15 protein-coding genes and 1 tRNA gene are annotated in these 19,706 nt (G+C 63.7%); 14 read left to right on the forward strand and 2 right to left on the reverse strand.

Annotation, left to right across the window (positions count from 1 at the left end; genetic code table 11):
* The first annotated feature begins 115 nt into the window (after window positions 1-115).
* The 8 genes from X268_RS03590 (at window position 116) to X268_RS03625 (ending at window position 9,012) form a co-directional block, all read left to right on the forward strand.
* Window positions 116-943: an outer membrane protein gene (locus X268_RS03590; protein ID WP_208764420.1), complete on the forward strand. Its 828-nt coding sequence runs from the start codon at window positions 116-118 to the stop codon at window positions 941-943.
* Between the two features lie 73 nt (window positions 944-1,016).
* On the forward strand, window positions 1,017-1,607 hold the full coding sequence (locus tag X268_RS03595; protein WP_128923647.1) for a glutathione S-transferase family protein: 591 nt from the start codon (window positions 1,017-1,019) through the stop codon (window positions 1,605-1,607).
* Between the two features lie 15 nt (window positions 1,608-1,622).
* Window positions 1,623-2,087, forward strand: coding sequence for a GNAT family N-acetyltransferase (locus X268_RS03600; protein ID WP_128923648.1), 465 nt, complete (start codon window positions 1,623-1,625; stop codon window positions 2,085-2,087).
* Window positions 2,088-2,245: 158 nt separating this feature from the next.
* Window positions 2,246-2,452, forward strand: coding sequence for a hypothetical protein (locus X268_RS03605; protein WP_128923649.1), 207 nt, complete (start codon window positions 2,246-2,248; stop codon window positions 2,450-2,452).
* A gap of 79 nt (window positions 2,453-2,531) precedes the next feature.
* Window positions 2,532-3,704: a phosphoserine transaminase gene (locus X268_RS03610; RefSeq protein WP_128923650.1), complete on the forward strand. Its 1,173-nt coding sequence runs from the start codon at window positions 2,532-2,534 to the stop codon at window positions 3,702-3,704.
* 170 nt (window positions 3,705-3,874) lie between these two features.
* Window positions 3,875-5,464, forward strand: a complete 1,590-nt coding sequence (gene serA, locus X268_RS03615; RefSeq protein ID WP_128923651.1) for a phosphoglycerate dehydrogenase — start codon at window positions 3,875-3,877, stop codon at window positions 5,462-5,464.
* A gap of 200 nt (window positions 5,465-5,664) precedes the next feature.
* The gene (locus X268_RS03620) at window positions 5,665-6,837 is read left to right on the forward strand and encodes a thiolase family protein (RefSeq protein WP_128923652.1); all 1,173 of its coding nucleotides are present in this window, start codon (window positions 5,665-5,667) and stop codon (window positions 6,835-6,837) included.
* A gap of 201 nt (window positions 6,838-7,038) precedes the next feature.
* On the forward strand, window positions 7,039-9,012 hold the full coding sequence (locus X268_RS03625) for a methyl-accepting chemotaxis protein (RefSeq protein WP_128923653.1): 1,974 nt from the start codon (window positions 7,039-7,041) through the stop codon (window positions 9,010-9,012).
* A gap of 133 nt (window positions 9,013-9,145) precedes the next feature.
* Here X268_RS03625 and X268_RS03630 read toward each other — a convergent pair whose 3' ends face one another.
* Window positions 9,146-12,499 (reverse strand): PAS domain-containing sensor histidine kinase, encoded by a 3,354-nt coding sequence (locus X268_RS03630; protein WP_128923654.1) that lies wholly within the window; start codon window positions 12,497-12,499, stop codon window positions 9,146-9,148.
* 653 nt (window positions 12,500-13,152) lie between these two features.
* On the opposite strand from X268_RS03630, the gene X268_RS03635 reads away from it, so the two are divergent.
* From X268_RS03635 to X268_RS03655, 5 genes are all read left to right on the forward strand, one after another.
* On the forward strand, window positions 13,153-13,587 hold the full coding sequence (locus X268_RS03635) for a phasin (RefSeq protein ID WP_128923655.1): 435 nt from the start codon (window positions 13,153-13,155) through the stop codon (window positions 13,585-13,587).
* 329 nt (window positions 13,588-13,916) lie between these two features.
* Window positions 13,917-13,993: transfer RNA gene (locus tag X268_RS03640), tRNA-His, on the forward strand.
* A 397-nt stretch (window positions 13,994-14,390) separates the two neighbouring features.
* Complete coding sequence (locus tag X268_RS03645; RefSeq protein WP_128923656.1) at window positions 14,391-15,041, forward strand: hypothetical protein; 651 nt, start codon at window positions 14,391-14,393, stop codon at window positions 15,039-15,041.
* A gap of 894 nt (window positions 15,042-15,935) precedes the next feature.
* A complete protein-coding gene (locus tag X268_RS03650) occupies window positions 15,936-16,169 on the forward strand; it encodes a hypothetical protein (protein WP_128923657.1) in 234 nt (77 codons plus the stop codon).
* Between the two features lie 215 nt (window positions 16,170-16,384).
* A complete protein-coding gene (locus X268_RS03655; RefSeq protein WP_128923658.1) occupies window positions 16,385-16,681 on the forward strand; it encodes a hypothetical protein in 297 nt (98 codons plus the stop codon).
* A gap of 215 nt (window positions 16,682-16,896) precedes the next feature.
* On the opposite strand, the gene X268_RS03660 is transcribed toward X268_RS03655, so the two are convergent.
* On the reverse strand, window positions 16,897-17,967 hold the full coding sequence (locus tag X268_RS03660; RefSeq protein WP_128923659.1) for a hypothetical protein: 1,071 nt from the start codon (window positions 17,965-17,967) through the stop codon (window positions 16,897-16,899).
* A gap of 460 nt (window positions 17,968-18,427) precedes the next feature.
* Between X268_RS03660 and X268_RS03665 the strand changes: the two genes are divergently transcribed.
* Entirely contained in the window at window positions 18,428-19,675 is a 1,248-nt protein-coding gene (locus tag X268_RS03665; protein ID WP_245477767.1) for a vanadium-dependent haloperoxidase, read from the forward strand.
* Window positions 19,676-19,706: the final 31 nt, after the last annotated feature.

Genomic DNA, 19,706 nt, shown 5'->3' on the forward strand with positions numbered 1-19,706 from the left:
TTTTGCTTTGCGTATTTTTCATGGTCCGACAGCGACCAGCGCGTCTGGCGCAACCATTGGTTAAGGTTAACAGGCGATGATCATCGCAACTGTTCGAGTCCGATGGAGCGTTTCGATGCGTAGGCTGATGGTGGCGGCGGCGATGTTGGGGACGGTGTCAGCCGCGCACGCGGCCGACATGCCCGACCTGCCGATCCTGCGCGGCAGCTTCACCGATGGCCTGACGAGGTCCAGCGTCAACTGGCAAGGCTCGTATGTCGGAGCGCAGGCCGGCTATGGCTCGTCCGACGAGAACTTCAACGGCTCGACCAGCAACATGATGGCCGCCTTGCTGGCGGACACGTTGATCGAGAGTTCGATGGGCGTGTCCCAGTGGAATCTCGGATTGGGCAAGGCCTCGCAGCGCACGACCGGTTACGGCGCCTTCGTCGGCTACAACGAGCAGTGGGACGACGTCGTCCTGGGTCTCGAAGTGAGCTGGCTGCACGGCACGTTCGGAGGCATGTCGTCGGCCAGCGAGAGGCGCGTCTCCGCCACGGCACTGTCCGACGGCAATTTCCATGATGTCACGGCGACCTCGACATCTTCGATCAGCATCAGCGACATCGGAACGTTCCGCGGCCGAGCCGCTTACGCATGGGGCTGCTTCCTGCCCTACATGTTCGGCGGTCTCGCGCTCGGCAACGCGGATATCGTGCGTACCGCCAGCGTGCAGGATCGCGTGAGCGCGACCCAGTTCGGGACCTACACGCCACTGGCGCCGTTGAGCTCGACCGATGCCCAGCACAATCACCTGATTTACGGCTACACGGCCGGTGTTGGTGTCGACGTCAACCTGGTCGGCGGCTTGTTCATGCGCGCGGAGTACGAATACATTCGCTTCACGGCCCAGGTCGACACCAGCATCAATACCGTCCGCGCCGGCCTCGGCTACAAGTTCTGAGCGCAGCATAGCGCCGCGGTTGACAGCTCCCCTCGGTCCTGATGCTCTGTCGTTCCATGGCGGGGCGGCAGCGATGAAGATCTACGGCGATAGCAATTCCGGAAATTGTCTGAAGGTGAAGTGGGTCTGCGACAAGCTCGCATTGCCCTACCAGTGGATCGAAGTCGACACGCGCAAGGGCGAGACGCGCACGCCGCAATTCCTGAAGATGAACGGCGCCGGCCAGGTGCCCACCGTCGCCTTCGAGGACGGCCGCACGCTGGCGCAGTCCAATGCGATCATCCGCTATCTCGCCCGCGACAGCGCGCTCCTTCCGCGCGACGCCTTTACGGCGGCCAAGATGGACGAATGGCTGTTCTGGGAACAGTACAGCCACGAGCCTTATATCGCGGTGTGCCGCTTCCTCATGGTCTATCTCGGCAAGGACGTATCGGAGCTCGATCCTGAAAAGGTCAAGCGCGGCTATGCGGCGCTCGACCGCATGGAGCAGCATCTGGCGGCCGGCCGCTGCTTCGCCGGCGAGGATGTTTCGGTCGCCGATGTCTCGCTGCTCGCCTATACCCGCGTGGCGCATGAAGGCGGCTTCGCCCTCGGCCGTTATGCGTCCGTCCGCCGCTGGATCGGCGAAGTCGACGCGTTTCTCGGCCTTCCGCCGGCGCGCTGAGTTGGAGTTTTCGATATGAGCGCCGAATCCGTCTCCATCCGCCGCGCGCGCCGCGACGACGTGCCCGCGATCGTGGCGATGCTGGCCGACGACCATCTCGGCCGCGCGCGCGAGCGCGTCGAGGATCCGTTGCCCGCCGTCTATGACGACGCATTCGCGCGGGTCGACCGCGATCCGAATCTCACGCTGATCGTGGCCGAGAGCGAGGGCAGGGTGGTCGGCTGCCTGCAACTCGCGATCCTGCCGGGCATCAGCTCGCAAGGCGGCATTCGCGGCCTGCTCGAAGACGTGCGCGTTGCTTCCGATTGTCGCAGCCGTGGCATCGGCGAGCAGTTGGTGCAATGGGCGGTGACGGAAGCAAAGGCGCGCGGCTGCAATCTGGTCGAGTTGCTCACGCATCAGACGAGAACGGATGCGCAGCGCTTCTACAAGCGGCTCGGATTCACAGCGAGCCACGTTGGTATGACTGTCCGCTTTTGATCCAGCACCAACGCGGCCGTTGCGCAATCAGCGAAATCGGATCGCGCGTTCGTTCATGTTAAGAGCCGGTAAACTACCCAGCCGTCGTTCACGTTGATGAAGGAACGAACGGTGCTACGCAGCGTCAGGCACCGAGCTCGGTCGGTTCGGGGATTTCGATGACAAGCTATTCCATCATCAAGGTCGGCAACGACTACGTCGTGCAGGCCAATGACAAATGCATTTTGAAAGTCGGCAGCCGCCGCCGGGCCGCGCAATTGATCAGCGAGGCCACGGACTTGCTAAACGCGCTCGCGGTCGTCGAATCCCCTGATCTCGCGCCGGAGGCACCTTCAATCCCCCGTGAGACGCCGGAACTTCCTTGACTGGTCTGCCCGATTCCCGTATCAGCCGCGGCGGGACACCTCCCCCCAACGGGAGGCTTACTATCTGGAAGGGTAGATTATGACTGTAGCGAAGCCCGCTTCGCGGCCGAACGTGCCGCATTTCTCCTCCGGCCCCTGCGCCAAGCGCCCCGGCTGGAACGCCCAAAATCTCAAGGACGCAGCGCTCGGCCGCTCGCATCGCGCCAAGATCGGCAAGACCAAGCTCAAGCTTGCGATCGATCTGACGCGCGAAGTGCTCGAGGTGCCCGCCGATTATCGCATCGGCATCGTGCCGGCCTCCGATACCGGCGCGGTTGAGATGGCGCTGTGGTCGCTGCTCGGCGCACGGCCTGTCACCACGCTCGCCTGGGAATCCTTCGGCGAAGGCTGGGTCAGCGACATCGTCAAGGAATTGAAGCTTAAGGACGTCACCAAGCTGAACGCGGCTTACGGTGAGATTCCCGATCTTTCGAAGGTCGACCCCAAGAGCGACGTCGTCTTCACCTGGAACGGCACCACCTCCGGCGTGCGTGTGCCGAACGCCGACTGGATCAGCGCGACCCGTGAAGGCCTGACCATCTGCGACGCGACCTCCGCAGCGTTTGCGCAGCCCCTCGACTGGGCCAAGCTCGACGTCGTCACCTTCTCCTGGCAGAAGGCCCTCGGCGGCGAGGCCGCGCACGGCATGCTGATCCTGTCGCCCCGCGCGGTGGAACGGCTCGAGACCTATAAGCCGGCCTGGCCGCTGCCGAAGATCTTCCGCATGACCAAGGGTGGCAAGCTCAACGAGGGCATCTTCGTCGGCGAGACCATCAACACGCCGTCGATGCTCTGCGTCGAGGATTATCTCGACGCGCTGAACTGGGCCAAGTCGATCGGCGGGCTCAAGGCGCTGATTGCGCGTGCCGACGCCAACACCAAGGTGCTGGCCGACTGGAAGGCGAAGACGCCCTGGATCGATTTCCTGGCCAAGGACGCTTCGATCCGCTCCAACACGTCGGTGTGCCTCAAGTTCACCGATCCCGCGATCACCTCACTGTCCGAGGACGCGCAAGCGGAGTTCTCCAAGAAGCTGGTCGCGCTGGTCGAGAAGGAAGGCGCAGGCTACGACTTCGCCTATTACCGCGACGCGCCCGCCGGCTTGCGCATCTGGTGCGGCGCTACGGTGGAAGCCAAGGACGTCGAGCTGCTGACGCAGTGGATCGACTGGGCCTTCGCCGAGACCAAGGCTGCTCTGCCCAAGGCGGCGTAAGTTTCTTACCCTCCCCTGGAGGGGGAGGGTCGACGCACCGCCAGGTGCGGCGGGGTGGGGTGATCTCTCCACACGGCGCACCGGCAATTTTCCTTGTTGCAGCTTCACCCCATCCCGGCGCTTCGCGCCGACCCTCCCCCTCCAGGGGAGGGTGTGAAGGACACATCCCCATGACCAAACCCAAAGTTCTCATTTCCGACGCGCTCTCCCCCGCTGCCGTGCAGATCTTCAAGGACCGCGGTGTCGAGGTCGACTTCCAGCCCAACCTCGGCAAGGACAAGGACAAGCTGGCCGAGATCATCGGCAATTACGACGGCCTTGCGATCCGCTCCGCGACCAAGGCGACGGCAAAGATCCTCGACAAGGCCACCAACCTCAAGGTGATCGGCCGCGCCGGCATCGGTGTCGACAACGTTGAGATCCCCGCCGCCACGGCCAAGGGCATCATCGTGATGAACACGCCGTTCGGCAATTCGATCACGACCGCCGAGCACGCCATCACCCTGATGCTGGCGCTCGCCCGCGAGATCCCCCAGGCTGACGCCTCGACCCAGGCCGGCAAGTGGGAGAAGAACCGCTTCATGGGCGTCGAGATCACCGGCAAGGTTCTCGGCGTCGTCGGCTGCGGCAATATCGGCTCGATCGTCGCCGACCGCGCGCTCGGCCTGCGCATGAAGGTCATTGCGTTCGACCCGTTCCTGTCCCCCGAGCGCGCCAAGGATATCGGCGTCGAGAAGGTCGACCTCGACGACCTGCTCAAGCGCGCCGACTTCATCACGCTGCACACGCCGCTGACCGAGAAGACCAAGAACATCATCGATGCAGCTGCGATCGCCAAGATGAAGAAGGGCGTGCGGCTGATCAACTGCGCCCGCGGCGGTCTCGTCGACGAGCAGGCCGTGGTCGATGCGCTCAACTCCAAGCACATCGCCGGTGCCGCCTTCGACGTCTTCGTCGAGGAGCCCGCGACCAAGAACGTCCTGTTCGGCCATCCCAACGTGATCTGCACCCCGCATCTCGGCGCTTCCACCACCGAAGCCCAGGAGAACGTCGCGCTCCAGGTCGCCGAGCAGATGTCGGATTACCTGCTCACCGGCGCGATCTCGAACGCGGTCAATTTCCCCTCGATCACGGCGGAAGAAGCGCCGAAGCTGAAGCCGTTCATCTCGCTCGCCGAGAAGCTCGGCTCGTTCGCCGGCCAGCTCACCGAGAGCGGTATCCTCAAGGTCGAGATCACCTATGAGGGCCACGTCGCCGAGATGAAGATCAAGGCGATCACCTCGGCCGTGCTGTCGGGCCTGCTGCGGCCGATGCTGGGCGAGGTCAACGTGGTGTCCGCGCCCGTCGTCGCCAAGGAGCGCGGCATGGTGGTGGACGAGATCGTGCGTGCCGCCCAGAGCGACTATGAGAGCCTGATCACCGTCACCGTCACCACCGAGCGGCAGGAGCGGTCGGTCTCAGGCACCGTCTACGCCGACGGCAAGCCGCGCCTCGTCGACATCAAGGGCATCCGGGTCGACGCCGAATTCGGCAAGTCGATGATCTACGTGACCAACGAGGACAAGCCGGGCTTCATCGGCAGGTTCGCGAGCCTGCTCGGCGACGCCAAGCTCAACATCGCTACCTTCCATCTCGGCCGCGTCGCGCCCGGCAGCGATGCCATCGCGCTGGTCGAGGTCGACGGCGCGGTGCCGGCGGACCTGCTCGCCAGGGTGCAGGCGCTGCCGCAGGTCAAGCAGGCCAAGGCGCTGACGTTCTGATCTGCTGTCATTCCGGGTTCGATGCTTGCGCATCGCCCCGGAATGACGAGCATCATATTCCGACCCGCGGAACAACGCCGCCTCCGGCAATGGAGGCGGCGTTTTATTTTCCCCGCGACCTCCTGACTTTGTGTACCAATGGCGCCCAGAACGCCTCGTAATGAGGCTCCGTTCAAAACCGTTCGATAAGGGAGAAAACAATGCGTGAAGCCGTCATCGTTTCCTATGCGCGCACGGGCCTGGCGAAATCCGGCCGCGGCGGGTTCAACATCACGCCGCCGATGTCGCTCGCGGCCCACGCCATCAAGCACGCGGTCGACCGCGCCGGCGTCGACAAGGACTATGTCGAGGACTGCTATCTCGGCAATTGCGCCCATGGCGCGCCGAACATCGGCCGCCAGGCCGCGCTGCTCGCCGGCCTGCCGAAGACCACCGCCGGCGTGTCGGTGAACCGTTTCTGCTCCTCGGGGCTGCAAACCATCGCGATGGCCGCCAACTCGATCCGCTCCGACGGTGCCGACTGCATCGTCGCCGGCGGCGTCGAGAGCATCTCGATTCCCGGCGGGGGCTCGCCGAAGGAATCGATCGACCCTGAACTGCTCAAGGTCGCCCCCGACATCTTCATGGCGATGATCGACACCGCCGACATCGTCGCCGAGCGCTACAAGCTCAGCCGCGAATATCAGGACGAGTTCTCGCTGGAATCGCAGCGCCGCATGGCCGCCGCGCAGCAGGCGAACAAGTTCAAGGACGAGATCGTCCCGATGAAGACCAAGATGAAGGTCGTCGACAAGCAGACCAAGGCCGAGAGCATCGTCGACTACGTCGTCGATCGCGACGAATGCAACCGGCCCGAGACCACGATGGAGGGGCTTGCCAAGCTCGAACCGGGGAAGGGGCCCGGCAAGTTCGTCACCGCCGGCAACGCCAGCCAGCTTTCGGACGGCGCCGCTGCCGTGGTGCTGATGGAAGCCAAGGACGCCGAGAAGCGCGGCCTCAAGCCGCTCGGTCGCTTCGTCGCCTGGGCGACCGCCGGCTGCGAGCCCGACGAGATGGGCATCGGCCCGGTGTTCGCAATTCCGAAGCTCTTGAAGCGCACCGGCCTGAAGATCGACGACATCGATCTGTGGGAGCTCAACGAAGCCTTCCCCAGCCAGTGCCTGTATTGCCGCGACAAGCTCGAGATCGATCCCGCCAAGTACAATGTCAATGGCGGCTCGATCGCGATCGGCCATCCCTTCGGCATGACCGGCGCCCGTCTCACTGGCCATCTGCTGCAGGAAGGCGCGCGCCGCAAGGCCAAGTGGGGCGTCGTCACCATGTGCATCGGCGGCGGCCAGGGCGGCGCCGGCCTGTTCGAGATCTACAGCTGATCCGCCGCCGTTTGCGGACCTTCGAAGGACACGGCGCCAAACGGCGCCGTGTTTCGTTTGAGGAACCCTACGCACCTCAGCGTGCATAAACGCGAGCATTGCGGCGAATTGCTCGTATTAGTACGTACTCGTAAATTAACGGAAGTTTTGACGCATCAGCGCTTCATCAACCGTATCTGTTCACCATTGGTCTCTCGTCAGATGCGGCTTCTTTCTCTTCGTCTCACCCACAAGATCACAGCCATCGGCGTGATCGGCGTCGTTGGCGTCGTCCTGATCGGCGGCATTCACCTCTATGGTGAGAAGGCGATGGCCGTCTATCGCAACGCCGCCGAGGAGGCGCGCACCGTCTTCGAGCTCAACAACAGGATCGCGGTCGAGCTGCTGGAGGCGCGCCGCGCCGAAAAGGATTTCCTTCTGCGCAGCGATCCCGCCAAGGCCCGGCAGCAGGCCGAGATCGGCCGGCAGGTGGCGCTCGACATCGAGATGCTTCGCGGCAGGATCGCAGCTTTCGGCAAGCCGGAGCTCGCCGCGATGATCGAGGCGATGAACGCGTCCTTGAAGACCTATCAGGCGCGCTTTGCCGCGGTGGCTGAACAGCGGCAGCGGCTCGGGCTCGACGAGAAGTCTGGCCTCGAAGGGCGCCTGCGCGCCTCGGTCCACGGTATCGAGAACCAGGTCGATCAGCTTCAGGACTCGTCTCTCAAGGTGACCATGCTGATGATGCGCCGGCATGAGAAGGACTTCATGCTGCGCCGCGACGCCAGATATGGCGAAGACATCAAGAAGCGCGCGGCTGAATTTTCAGGCAATCTCGCCGCGGCCGCCATTCCCGATGGCACCAAGGCCGAGCTCCGCCAAAAGCTCGCCGATTACCAGCGCGACTTCGCCGCCTGGATGGAGACCGCGCTGAAGCTCGCGGCCGAGCTGAAGGCGATGTCCGAAGCCTTCGCCTCGGTCGAGCCCGTCATCGCGCAGGTCTCGAAATCGGTCGACCAGATCCGCATCGAGGCCGACCGGCTGAACGAGGCCGAGCGCGCCAACATCCAGTTCTGGATTGCCGTCGCGATCGCGCTGATTGCGACGGGCGTGCTTGGTCTCGGCGTCTTCATCGGACGCTCGGTCTCGCGGCCGCTGATCGCGATGCGCGCGGCGATGATCGAGCTCGCCCACGGCAATTTCGCCATCGTGCTTCCCGGGCTCGGCCGTCCCGACGAGATCGGCGAGATCGCGCAAGCCGTCGAGACGTTCAAGGTCAATGCCGAGCGGAAGGCGCAGCAGGAGGCGGAGGAGAAGATCCGGCAGGACAAGCTCGCCGCAGAGCGCCGCCGCGCCGACATGATCCGCATGGCCGATGATTTCGAAGGCGCGGTCGGCGAGATCGTCGAGACCGTGTCGTCGGCCGCCAACGAGCTCGAAGCCTCCGCCACGTCGCTGACCACGACCGCCGGCCGGTCGACCGAGCTTGCCACGCTGGTCGAGGCGGCCTCGGAAGAAGCCGCGACCAACGTTCAGTCGGTCGCTTCGGCGGCGGAGGAGCTGTCGGCCTCCGTCAACGAGATCAGCCGCCAGGTGCAGGCCTCCGCGCGCATGGCCAGCGAGGCCGTCAGCCAGGCCGGGCAGACCAACGACCGCGTCAGCGAATTGTCCAAGGCGGCCGCGCGCATCGGCGACGTGGTCGAGCTGATCAACGCCATCGCGGGCCAGACCAACCTGCTCGCGCTGAACGCCACCATCGAGGCGGCGCGCGCCGGCGAAGCCGGCCGCGGCTTTGCCGTGGTGGCCTCGGAAGTGAAGGCGCTGGCCGAGCAGACCGCCAAGGCGACCGGCGACATCGGTCAGCAGATCTCGAGCATCCAGACCGCGACGGAGGATTCCGTCGGCGCGATCAAGACCATCGGCGGCACCATCGAGCGCCTGTCCGAGATCTCCTCCACCATCGCGGCCGCGGTGGAAGAGCAGGGCGCGGCGACCGGCGAGATCTCGCGCAACGTCCAGAACGCCGCCGCCGGCACCACGCAGGTCAGCGCCAACATCGCCGCCGTGCGCCAGGGCGCGACGGAAACCGGATCCGCCTCCTCGCAGGTGCTGTCCGCAGCGCAGTCGCTGTCGAATGACAGCAACCGGCTGAAGATCGAGGTGAGCAAATTCCTGGAGACGGTGCGCGCGGCGTGAGCACTGCCGTCATTCCGGGGCGTCGCGGAGCGACGAGCCCGGAATCCATTGTACCACAATTGCTGCGGATCGATGGATTCCGGGCTCGCGCCAACAGGCGCGCCCCGGAATGACGGCTTGAGTATGCCGCGACCTACGCCCCCGCCAGCGCCGGCGCGAACACCACTTCGATCAGCGTGCCGTGGCCTGCGCTCTTGATGTTGAAGCGGGCGCGGTTGGCTTCGACCAGGGCCTTGGTCAGCGACAGGTTCAGCGCCGCATTGTCCGCGGCGTCCCCGGGCGGCGGGGTGCGGAACGGCTCCATCGCGGCGGCGACCTCGCGATCGCTGAGGCCGTGGCCGGTGTCGCGGATGCGCAGCGCGATCTCGCCGCGGTCGGTCGTGGCGGTGGAGACGATGACCTGGCCGCCGGCGCTCGCGAGTCGGATCGAGTTCGAGATCAGGTTCATGGTGATCTGCCGCATCGCGCGCGCATCCACGCTCACCTGCGGCAGCGCATGCGCGAGCGAGGTGCGGATGATGATGCGCTCGCGATTGGCCTGCGGCTGCATCACCGTCACGCAGGCCTCGACGAGGTCGTTGAGGTTGAGCTTGGCGAAGTTGAGGTCGAGCTTGCCGGTCTCGATCCGCGACAGCTCCAGGAGGTCGTCGATGATGGCGATGACGCGCTCGCCGGAGGCGCGGATGTCCTTCATGTATTCGCCGTAGCGCTCGTTGCCGAGCGTGCCGAAACGTTCGGAGATCATCACCTCGGCAAAGCCGATGATGGCGTTGAGCGGGGTGCGGATCTCGTGGCTGATCCGCGCCAGCATGTCGGCCTTGGCATTGGCGGCATCGTGGACGAGGTGGCGGGCCTGCGTCAGCTCGCTCTCGCCCTTCTTGCTCTGCGAGAGGTCGCGGAACACGGCGAAGAAGTTGGGGCCGTCGGGCCGGGTGCGGCCCATGATCATCGCCAGCGGAATGACGCCGCCCTTGCGCTCGCGCCCCAACACCTCGCGGCCGTGGTCGAGCAGGCTGGCGATGTCCTGGTTCTTGAGGCTTTCGAGATAGTCGACGACGACCTGCCGGCTCTCGGGCGCGAACAGCGTCAAGAGGTTCTGCTCGAGCAGCGCCGCTCCGTCATAGCCGAACAGCGCCTCGGCGCTGCGGTTGCAGGCGTGGATGTTGCCTTCGGCATCGAACATGACGATGCCCTCGGCCGTGGTGTCGAGGATCGCGGCGAGATCCTCGGCGTCGGCATCGCCGGCCTGGGATTCCAGCTCGGGCGCGAACGGGAAGGACTCCTCGCCGATCGGCTCCGCAATTTCAGCCGCGACCGTGGCCACGGCCACGACGGCCGCCTGCGGCAGCGCGCAGATCAGCGCATGCGCGCTCTCGCCGTCCCAGTCGATCGTGTGCAGATGCGCATCCGTCGTCGCCAGCGGCGCTTCGCCGTTCGCGACCGTTGCGCTGATCGTCACCGGCGTGCCGGCTTGCGAGGTGCTGCTCGCCGAGGACACGCCCGGTTCGACATAGAGCGCATCCAGCCCGCCGGCATCTTCCAGCGCGTTGATGCTGGCATAGCCCATACGCGCGAGGAAGGCGGGATTGGCATAGAGCAGGCGGTCGAGCCGGTAGATCAAGATGCCTGACGGCAACAGGTCGAGCAGCGTGCGGTCGCGCGCGCTGGCGCCGCGCGGCGGGGCTGCGGGCTCGGTCAGCCATTCCGCCGCGGCCGGCGGCGGCGCAGGCTCCGCCGGCGGCGGCTCGGTGCTGAGCTCCGCGACTGGCTCGGAGCTGTCGGCTGCGATCACCTCGCGCTCGCGTTCGAGACGCTCGGACAATTGCCGGGCGAGCTCGTTGAACGCGCTGTTCTCGACCGGCGTCAGCGTCGGCGATCTCTGATCATTGAGTGTTCTGACATCGCCGGACGGGCGGAACGGCACGACATTGGGAGGGGTTTCCACGGACGTTTCCGGATCGGTTGGATGTGAAGTCGCGTCTCTGGTGGGTTCTGGCAGTTCGGGTTCGGCTGTTGGCTCGGGCTCGGTTGCGGGCGGCTCGATCGGCGGTGGCGCCTCGGCGACCGGCTCAGGCTCCGTCTCAGACTCTGGCTTGGCCTCTGTCTCAGGATTGGCCGCGTCGGCGAGCAACTCCTCCGCGGCCGGCGGCTCCGCGACCAGCGCGAAGCGGCGGAGCGCATCGAGCCGGTTGAGGGCGTCGAGATCGCGGCAGACGCCAAAGCCCTTGAAGCCGGCAAAATTGCGCGACTGGTCGTAGACCGGCAGGCCCGCGAGCTCGACCGGCAGCGGCGCGCCGCCGTCGGTCGGCCAGTTCACGGTGATCCCGGCCCAGGTGTCGTGGCTTGCGAGCGCCTGCGCGACGCGGCCGTCGGGATCGAGCGCGAAGGCGTCCGCGATCTCGCGCCAGGGGCGGCCGAAGCTTGCGGCGGTGCGCGCACCGATCAGGTGGATGAAGTCGTCGGAGAGTAGCGCAAAGCGGCCGTCCGCATCCGTCTGCCAGAGGAAGCGCAGCGGATGCTGACGCGGTGCGGGCGCCTCTTGGCCCGACGGCGGTGGGCGCGGCGACTCCTGCGACGGCGGCTCGACCATGCCGACAGTGATCGGCGCCGCCTGCGGCGACACAATGGCTTCGGCCGGGGTTTCAACCGGAGTTTCCGCCGCAGCTTCCGCGGCCGGCTCGATCGGCTCGGCGAAGGCGTCGAACATGGCGATGCCTGCAGGCGCGTTGTCGGACGGCGGCGGTTCGGTTGGCATCGTCCCAGATTCAACCGGCGCCTCGTTCGCGGCATCCGTCGTCTGCGCAGGCGCAGGCTCCGCCGGTGCGGCATGCACAGAGGCGGCCGGCTCGATCAGCGCGACCAGGCCGATATCGGCCCCGCGGCCGACTCGTTGCAGCACCATTTGGCCGATCCCGATCGGCGTCTCGGCGCGGCCCTCGCGCAGCGCTTCGCTGCGCGCCCGGTCGAGGCCGGCCTCGAACAGATCGCGAAAGCCGAGCAAGGTGCGAGCGGCGTCGCTGGCGCCGACGAACAGGCCGTCCGGCGCGAACGCCGCCATCGGCATCTTCGCCCCTTCGACCAGGCGATGCAGCCGCTCGATCAGCGGCATGCCGCGCAGTGTCGGGTCCATCGCGGTGACCAGCACGGCATGGCTGCCGTCGGCGAAGTCGAGCCGGCTGCAGGCGCAGGTCATCAGCGTGCCGAGCCTGGCGCCGAAGCCGCGCAGCCGCTGGAGCCGCACGCTGCCGTTCGCCGGCAGCTGCCGGGCGAGCCGGGCCACTTGGCGGCGATGGGGGTCCGCCGGGCCGAACACTCTGTCCGCGAGCGCCGCGCTATGCGCCGCGCCGAACGCTCTTGCGCCGACCGGGTTGGCCCACAGCACGCGCGCCCCGTCGATCGACCACAGCCAGGTGGGCAGCTGCGAGGTCGCATGCACGGCCAGCCGGGGATCGCCCACACCTCGCAACTGGAAATCCGAACTCGTCATCCGACCGGCTTTAGTCTCACGCTTGACGCTGGCGGCCGCCGGAATGGCAGCCTTAAGAAAAGGTTAGTATTGCCCGCGCCTTCGCGCAGGTCCACGGCTCCGGCCCTTCAGGAGAGCCCGTAAGCCGCGATAACCTTAATCCGGCCCCCCCCGCAAGCCGCAGTCCGGCCGCATCCAAGGGATTCGAGAGAGGAGGCTAAACGCCGGCCTGATCGAGGCGACACGCGCGTCTGAGAGAAGGTGCGTTCCCTCCCCCCTTGGGGGGGAGGGTTAGGGAGAGGGGTAGCCTAGCAAACGGTGCCGATGAGAAAGCCCCAGGAAGTGCCAGACCGAAAGAGTCCCCGTGTGGCACCCCCCTCCCTGGGAACGGAAGAGCGGCGCTTGCAGCCAAATTCGTCGCCATCCCCGCTCAACCACCGGTTCCCCGGTACCGGAACCTCACCCTCACCGAGATTAAATTTCGCAACGCACCCGCCTGGCGCGTTGCGATGCACAATGTTGACATGATAGGCAGCCACAATGCTGGGCGCTGGGCGAGCCATCTCGTTTGTAACGCGTTTCCAGTCTTGGCACCGCTAATTCAGGCCCGGGTCGGGGGCCGGCGGGCGCGCCAGAAGGCTCACTCCATTTTTTCATTATCGTGAGGGACGACCATGACAGGTGCGACTGATCCGTTTTCTGCCTCGATCATTCCGTTCGAGGTTCCCGAGCAGATGCGTGCGTTCGCCGAGAAGGGCGTGTCGCAGGCCCGCGAAAGCTACGCCAAGTTCAAGGACGCGGCCGAGACCCACAACGGCACCGTCGAGGCCGTGTTCACCTGCGCCTCCAAGGGCGCGAGCGAGTACACCGCCAAGCTGGTCGAGTTCATGAAGGCCAATTCCAGCGCCCAGCTGGACTTCGCCCAGCAGCTGTTCGGCGCCAAGTCGCCGTCGGAAGCGCTGGAGCTGTGGACCGGCCACACCCGCAAGCAGTTCGAGACCTTCCAGGCCCAGGCCAAGGAGCTGGTCGAGCTGAGCCAGCGCGTCGCCGCCGAGACCGCCGAGCCGATCAAGGCCTCCGCCTCGAAGTACTATCCGTCCGCCGCCTGAGCGGTAAGGCCGGTTTGAACATGAGAGACCCGGGCCGAAACGCCCGGGTTTTTCTTCGCCTCTCCCGCGCTTGTGGAAATCCAGGACGGTCGTCATGCCCGGGACAAGCCCGGCCATGACGATGTGGAAGCCTGAGCGCCCCAGGCGCGAGCATCAGATGCGGTGCCGCAAGCGGAGGAGGGGATTTCCTCGCACCGAACGTGATTTCAGCTGGTTTTTCACCCCATTGCGGCCTTGCCAAACCGGGCCGTTGCACCTAGTTTCCGCCCCGTCCAGCCCCCCTCGGCACTAGGCCTTTTCAGGCAGCCCAAGGCGCGGCTCGCAAGGATGCAGTTGTAGCTCAGTTGGTTAGAGCGCCTGTCTGTGGAACAGGAGGTCGGTGGTTCGAGCCCACCCAACTGTACCAGCCATCTTCAGCGCTCAGGTTAGTCACGCTTTGTCCGTCCCATTGGAGAAGGTCAAGGACGCACTGCTAAAGACAGTTTGCAGGTAGCTCATAAAAAACCGGGATAACCTTGGGTTGCCACTTGTACCGTTGCACGTGCCGTTCAGTATCTGCGTCGGCATCGAAAATTACGGGTTGGCGGATTGTGGGCAAAAGGAGGGGACCGAAGCGACCGAACAGCCCACGCGTCCAACCCGCAAGCGTAGATCAACAAAGCCAGCAACGGGACGAGTCCGAAATCCAGCCTCGGCCGGACAACCAAAATCGTGAGGCCCGGCAGGAACAGCCCGAAGGCACCGTAAGCGAGCGTACGATTGCCCGCTACACCAAGTCTCTCGCTGGATGGACTAAGGGTCTCGTGGGCGTCAGCGCGATCACGGCGGTCATCCTCCTCTTCCACGCCCACATATTCCATGAGACCGACGAGACGGCCCGCATCGCGAACAGGGCCTATGTTTTTCTTCAGGACCTTTCTTTCACGGCTGTCAAAGTTGATGGGAAGCTGGCTTGGGCCGTGACTCCTCAGTGGGCGAACGGGGGAAACACTACTACCAAGGACATGAGTATGCACGTCGGGTTCTGGGGCGCGGATGACAGTGACCCTCGGCCGTATGGGTACAGCCGATGCGCAACCGATGCGAAAGCCGTTCCTTTCGTACTGGGACCAAAGCAAATTTCTGCCGTGGGTATGGCGCAATTCGACCCGGACGTCTTCGAGGCCATTCAGTCGCGCAACGCCAAGCAGTTCAAGTCATGGGGCTGGACGAGATACACCGATCAATTCAGCGGCAAACCTAGGATCACGCGGTTCTGTTTTGACGTTAAGCACGTCACGGGCAATCCCAGAGACGAGAACGCTACGCTCAAAATGCTCTACAGCCTGTGCGGTGAAGGGAATTGCACTGACGAGCAGTGCAAGGCTGAAGACGAGAAAATGGCCCCCACCAAGGCGAAAGCTGATCAATACTGCGCTGACCTGAACAAGCAATTTCCACAGAGCAAAAAATGATTGCTTCAATGAGCTGGGTGAAAGCCGCATGTATTGAGATTACGGTGACAGTGCAAGAAATTCTATTGTGCAGGTCGCTGTATCCGCAACGTCCCCGACATGTTGTCTAATGGCTCGAAGCTGAACAAAGGTCGGAACCCGTTGCGATATCGGCTATGGTGGCGGAGAAGCCGTGTCGCGCTTGCCTTGACCTTTGCTTGTGACGTTGCGGACGTCACACTTAGCTAGTCTTCCTTCCGCTGTGTGTCCAGGTATCGCAGCAGCCGATGCATGCCGAGACCGGCTAGGACGGGGAGCGCCACGAAATTTGGCAGCAGACAAAGTGCGAAGAGCCACGGGTTCACTTGCTCGCGCGGCCGGACCGTCAGGCCATTGACGATGAGCGCTGCTGTAGCAATTCGATCGTCGGTGGGCGACTTCGGTACGCCTCGTAGCGGTGGTTGAGGGCTCAGCATTGCCTGAACTTACCACGGGCCGTTCGAACAGCGGTTCACGACTTCACGACCCCAATGCTCGAATGGACCTTCGGGGACAATTAACCAAAACTCTGGCCGACTGCTTCCAGCGCACAAAACATCTCGGACCGCATTCCCTGATTTGGCAACGTCCCACTTGGATGCACGCGCCGTCGCAGAGTACGACAGGACGAGCAGGAGTCGCATACCCCGGCGGCGATACACGAAATTCCATGACCGTGGGTGACACCAATCGATGCACTCTCGCCATCATTGCTCAAGCCGGGGCGATGACGGTGAGAACGCGATACAACGCGCCACAAGTTCGAATCCGGAACGACCTGAATATCCGTTCAAGAAAGTTTCGCGACGGAAATCGGAACGTCGTCATGCGCGATTTGTTTTTTCGCCGAGGGGTAACTGACACTGGAGAGGGAACATGAAAAAACTGTCTTACGTTCTCGCCGCGTTAGCGACCGTTGCGGTTGCGGTGCCGACCATCGCGAGCGCAGAAGAGTTTGGCGTCCGCATCGGAAGCGATCGCGGCTACTACCATTATGGCCCGCGTGCGGAATTCTATGCGCATGATCGGGGCTGGCATCGTGGCTGGGATGATCGCGACGCCGATCGGACGGTCGTGATCAGGCGACACCATCACGACGATTGGGACTAACCGGAAGAGGGCTCCCTAAGGGGGCCCTCTTTTTTTGAGGTGCAGCGTTCTCCAGGCAGCTCGTGTTCCTCCTGAACAGATCAAGGAACTGATCCGAAAGCCGTTCCCGGAAACATTGAAACCCTTGTTGGCTCGCGCAATCGCGAGCGGCGCAGGCGGAACGACGGCCGCCGGCAGGTATTGGTCGAGTGTTCATCGCAACGATGGAGGAGACGATGACACACTTGAAACGACTGAGCGTGGCTGCCGCGATGGCCGCGATCTTGCCGCTCGCCGCATCAAGCCCGAGTCTCGCCGCGGGCCGTGGACCCGGCTGGTGCACGCCCAGCAGCGAAAGCGCAGTCGGAGCCGCGGGCCCTGCAATGAACGGCGGTCAATTGGCAGCCGGCGTCGGCCAGTGCCGCCGCCTTGGAGGCTATCACCAGACCTACAGCTACCGGACCCCTGGCTATGCGTATCGCTACGCCGAGCCGGGCTGGGGAGCACCGGCCTATGAGCCGGATTACTGGTAATTAGAACGCAGCGCTCTTGCGCAGAGCGGCGCGGCCGGTCCCGGTCGCGCCGCACGCGTTTGGCCATGCGCCAGCTCACGGTCCCATGATCATCACCGCCACCGGCATTGCCGCCAGCTTCAGCACGCGCATCACCAGAACGCTCAGCGTCTCGCCCTTCGAAGCTCAAAGCCACGGCTCCGTCGGGGAGAACAATCCGCCAGCGGCCCGCCCCATCACGGCGTCGGGGCGACCACATCCTTGAAGTCAGACAAAGCGCGAATGGCTGCCGTTCTGTTCATCACAAATCGCTTCACTTCCTCCTGCTGGCTCGGACTCAAGTCCGTCCATTTATGTTTTTCAGTGGGGAAGCTGATCAGAAGGCCTTCGCTGCGGTGCTGTGCGACTTGGACAGGAACAACGTCATCGGGTGTGTCGACGAGATACTGGTCAGACGGATGGTTTTCGGCGGTGAGTTTTCCGGACTGAACCTGATCGGATACTTCGGGAATACCCAGGGAGAAACCGAGCGCCGTCAGATCGAACACCAATGAGCCGGGATGAGTATCGACACTGACGAACTGGAGAAAGCTGGTTTGCGACTTGGTCACGCCGGTTTTAAGATGAGCATGAACGAGCCGCACGAGCTGGCCTTCCGATCCGTTGATCCAGTCTTCGAAGTCCATGAGCGGTGTCGTGAAGACGACCGGCTTGCCCACTTGCGCATCCCGCAACTGTTTGGGATCTATCTTGTCGAAGCTGACCGGCGACACCTTGGGCACCTTCTTGAACATGCCGGCTCCGATGGTCAGATCACCGCCGAAAATCGGCCCAAAGAGCGACAGTTCGCGCCCCGTATTCAAGTTCTTGATCTTCACGCGCAGCAAGCTCGATTTGAAGCCGATACCTGAGGCGCCAAACAGCGCTGCGATTTTCATCTCCCAGAAAGTGCTCGGCGCGTAAACAAGCCGGGGCGGACGGTGCACCTTCTTGTAACCGCCCGTGCCTGTCCAAACCAGGTCGACCATGAGCACGACGCTGCGATCGACGGCGGCGTTATCTTCGCCGGCCGTCGGAAACGGTTCCGTGCTCCCGACCGCCTTTTGGTCAAGGGCGATGGGCAATCCCGGCAGCTGCATTTTGACGATGGGATCGACCTGGTCGAAGATCGTTTTCGCCCTGAATTCCGACAGGCGCTGATTCAGTGCGGACGCGGCCGCCTTCGTGCGAGCACTTCTCCAGCGCCGGCTGGCGTGACCGACGCATGTGATGCGGACCGACATCGTCCCATCCTTGGGAATGCCCATGGAACTGCTCCTACAATGCAGAACTCCTTTTGGTCAGTCGATCGTTTGGACCGGTTCAATGCGCCGGAATGGATTTATCGCGAGTCTGCTGGCACGGTTCCACGCAGATGGCACTTGCCCTGGACTGCGACGACAAGGTGTCGCCACGAAGTCTGAGGTTCACCTCGCGCGAAACAAATTGATGCCCGGCTTGATCAGCACCGTCGGCGAGCCCGAATGCGCAAAGCATGTGATGATTGTCGGAGACTGCCGAGATTGCCGCTCGTGCATCAGGTAAGGCAGTCGATCTTACTCTTTGGGGCGCGGCCTCAAAGTCTTTTCGATGAAAGCGAGGACGGGTGTAAACTGTTTCACAGCAGCCGGCTTGCTGCGATCCTAAGATCGTTCTGCACTTCCACGTTCTTGCGCGGCGCGTCCGTACAAGATGTCGCTCTCTGTTGAAACAACGAGGAGCATGAAGATGAAGACGTTTCTTGCAACGAAATCTCCATTCCTGATCGTCGCCACCCTTGCAGTTTGCATCGGCACCGCGCGTGCCGACGTCATCATGGACTGGAACGCGAAAGCAGATGCGATTGCCGCTGAAAAGAAGGTGCTGCCTGTGCCGCAGGCTCGGGCGATGTCGATGCTTCACGTTGCCATGTTCGAGGCCGTCAACGCGATCGACAGGCGATACACTCCATACAAGCTGGATCTCGTGGCAGACCGCTCCACGTCCAAGGAAGCCGCAGCGTCGACTGCGGCTTACCACGTTCTTCTGATGATCTATCCGGACCAGAAATCTGCCCTTGATGCGGCTTTAGCTGCATCGCTTTCCGGCATTCCGGACACGGAGGGAAAGGCGAATGGAATCGAGCTTGGAAAGCTTGCCGCTGCCGGCGTGATAGCATTGCGCAGGGATGACGGCAGTGGTGCTGAGGAGACTTATCGCCCCTATACAGCCCCGGGTGTCTATGTGCCGACCGTGGTGCCAATCGCGACGACGGCTGGAGCAACGTCCCCTTGGGGCATCGCGTCGGGCTCACAATTCCGTCCAGCGCCTCCACCGGCGCTTGATTCCGAGACCTGGACCAGAGACGTCAATGAAATTCGGGAGCTCGGCGCTCGCAACAGCACGACGAGAACAGCAGAGCAGACGACGATCGGACGATTCTGGTTTCTGGTCGGGCCTCCCAGTTTCAATCCGATTGTCCGGCAAGTCGCATCGGCCAAGCACATGGATGTCGTCGACTGCGCTCGTCTCTTCGCCCTTGCCGAGATCGCTGCGAACGACGCAATCGTTGCCGTCTTTGATGCGAAGTATCACTACAATTTCTGGCGGCCAATGACGGCCATTCGCAACGCGGACATCGCGCGCAACCCGTTGACGCCACGCGAAGCGTCTTGGCTGCCGCTGGGTGAAACGCCGATGCATCCCGAATACCCCTGCGCCCACTGCATCGTATCAGCTTCGGTTGCCACGGTCCTCCGGTCAATCGCCGGCGACGAAATGGAGTTGTCGATGACCAGCCCCACTGCGCCAGGGGTGACTCGCAAATGGTCCAAGATTCAGGATTATAGCGACGAGGTCGCCAATGCGCGCATCTATGCCGGCTTCCATTACCGCTTCTCGGCGGAGGTTGGAAAGGACATGGGCCGTAAGATCGGTGCCTTGATTGTTGGGACGCAGCTTCGCGGGCTGGAAGCACGAGCTGAACCGAAGCAGTAAGCCGGCGTGCATTACGGTGACAGTGCATGAA

Source organism: Bradyrhizobium guangxiense, assembly GCF_004114915.1.
Taxonomy (GTDB): Bacteria; Pseudomonadota; Alphaproteobacteria; order Rhizobiales; family Xanthobacteraceae; genus Bradyrhizobium; species Bradyrhizobium guangxiense.

Coding starts and splice junctions, on each gene's coding strand:
- X268_RS03590 (WP_208764420.1), top strand. CDS start 116: ATGCGTAGGCTGATGGTGGCGGCGGCGATGTTGGGGACGGTGTCAGCC.
- X268_RS03595 (WP_128923647.1), top strand. CDS start 1,017: ATGAAGATCTACGGCGATAGCAATTCCGGAAATTGTCTGAAGGTGAAG.
- X268_RS03600 (WP_128923648.1), top strand. CDS start 1,623: ATGAGCGCCGAATCCGTCTCCATCCGCCGCGCGCGCCGCGACGACGTG.
- X268_RS03605 (WP_128923649.1), top strand. CDS start 2,246: ATGACAAGCTATTCCATCATCAAGGTCGGCAACGACTACGTCGTGCAG.
- X268_RS03610 (WP_128923650.1), top strand. CDS start 2,532: ATGACTGTAGCGAAGCCCGCTTCGCGGCCGAACGTGCCGCATTTCTCC.
- serA (WP_128923651.1), top strand. CDS start 3,875: ATGACCAAACCCAAAGTTCTCATTTCCGACGCGCTCTCCCCCGCTGCC.
- X268_RS03620 (WP_128923652.1), top strand. CDS start 5,665: ATGCGTGAAGCCGTCATCGTTTCCTATGCGCGCACGGGCCTGGCGAAA.
- X268_RS03625 (WP_128923653.1), top strand. CDS start 7,039: ATGCGGCTTCTTTCTCTTCGTCTCACCCACAAGATCACAGCCATCGGC.
- X268_RS03630 (WP_128923654.1), bottom strand. CDS start 12,499: ATGACGAGTTCGGATTTCCAGTTGCGAGGTGTGGGCGATCCCCGGCTG.
- X268_RS03635 (WP_128923655.1), top strand. CDS start 13,153: ATGACAGGTGCGACTGATCCGTTTTCTGCCTCGATCATTCCGTTCGAG.
- X268_RS03650 (WP_128923657.1), top strand. CDS start 15,936: ATGAAAAAACTGTCTTACGTTCTCGCCGCGTTAGCGACCGTTGCGGTT.
- X268_RS03655 (WP_128923658.1), top strand. CDS start 16,385: ATGACACACTTGAAACGACTGAGCGTGGCTGCCGCGATGGCCGCGATC.
- X268_RS03660 (WP_128923659.1), bottom strand. CDS start 17,967: ATGGGCATTCCCAAGGATGGGACGATGTCGGTCCGCATCACATGCGTC.
- X268_RS03665 (WP_245477767.1), top strand. CDS start 18,428: ATGAAGACGTTTCTTGCAACGAAATCTCCATTCCTGATCGTCGCCACC.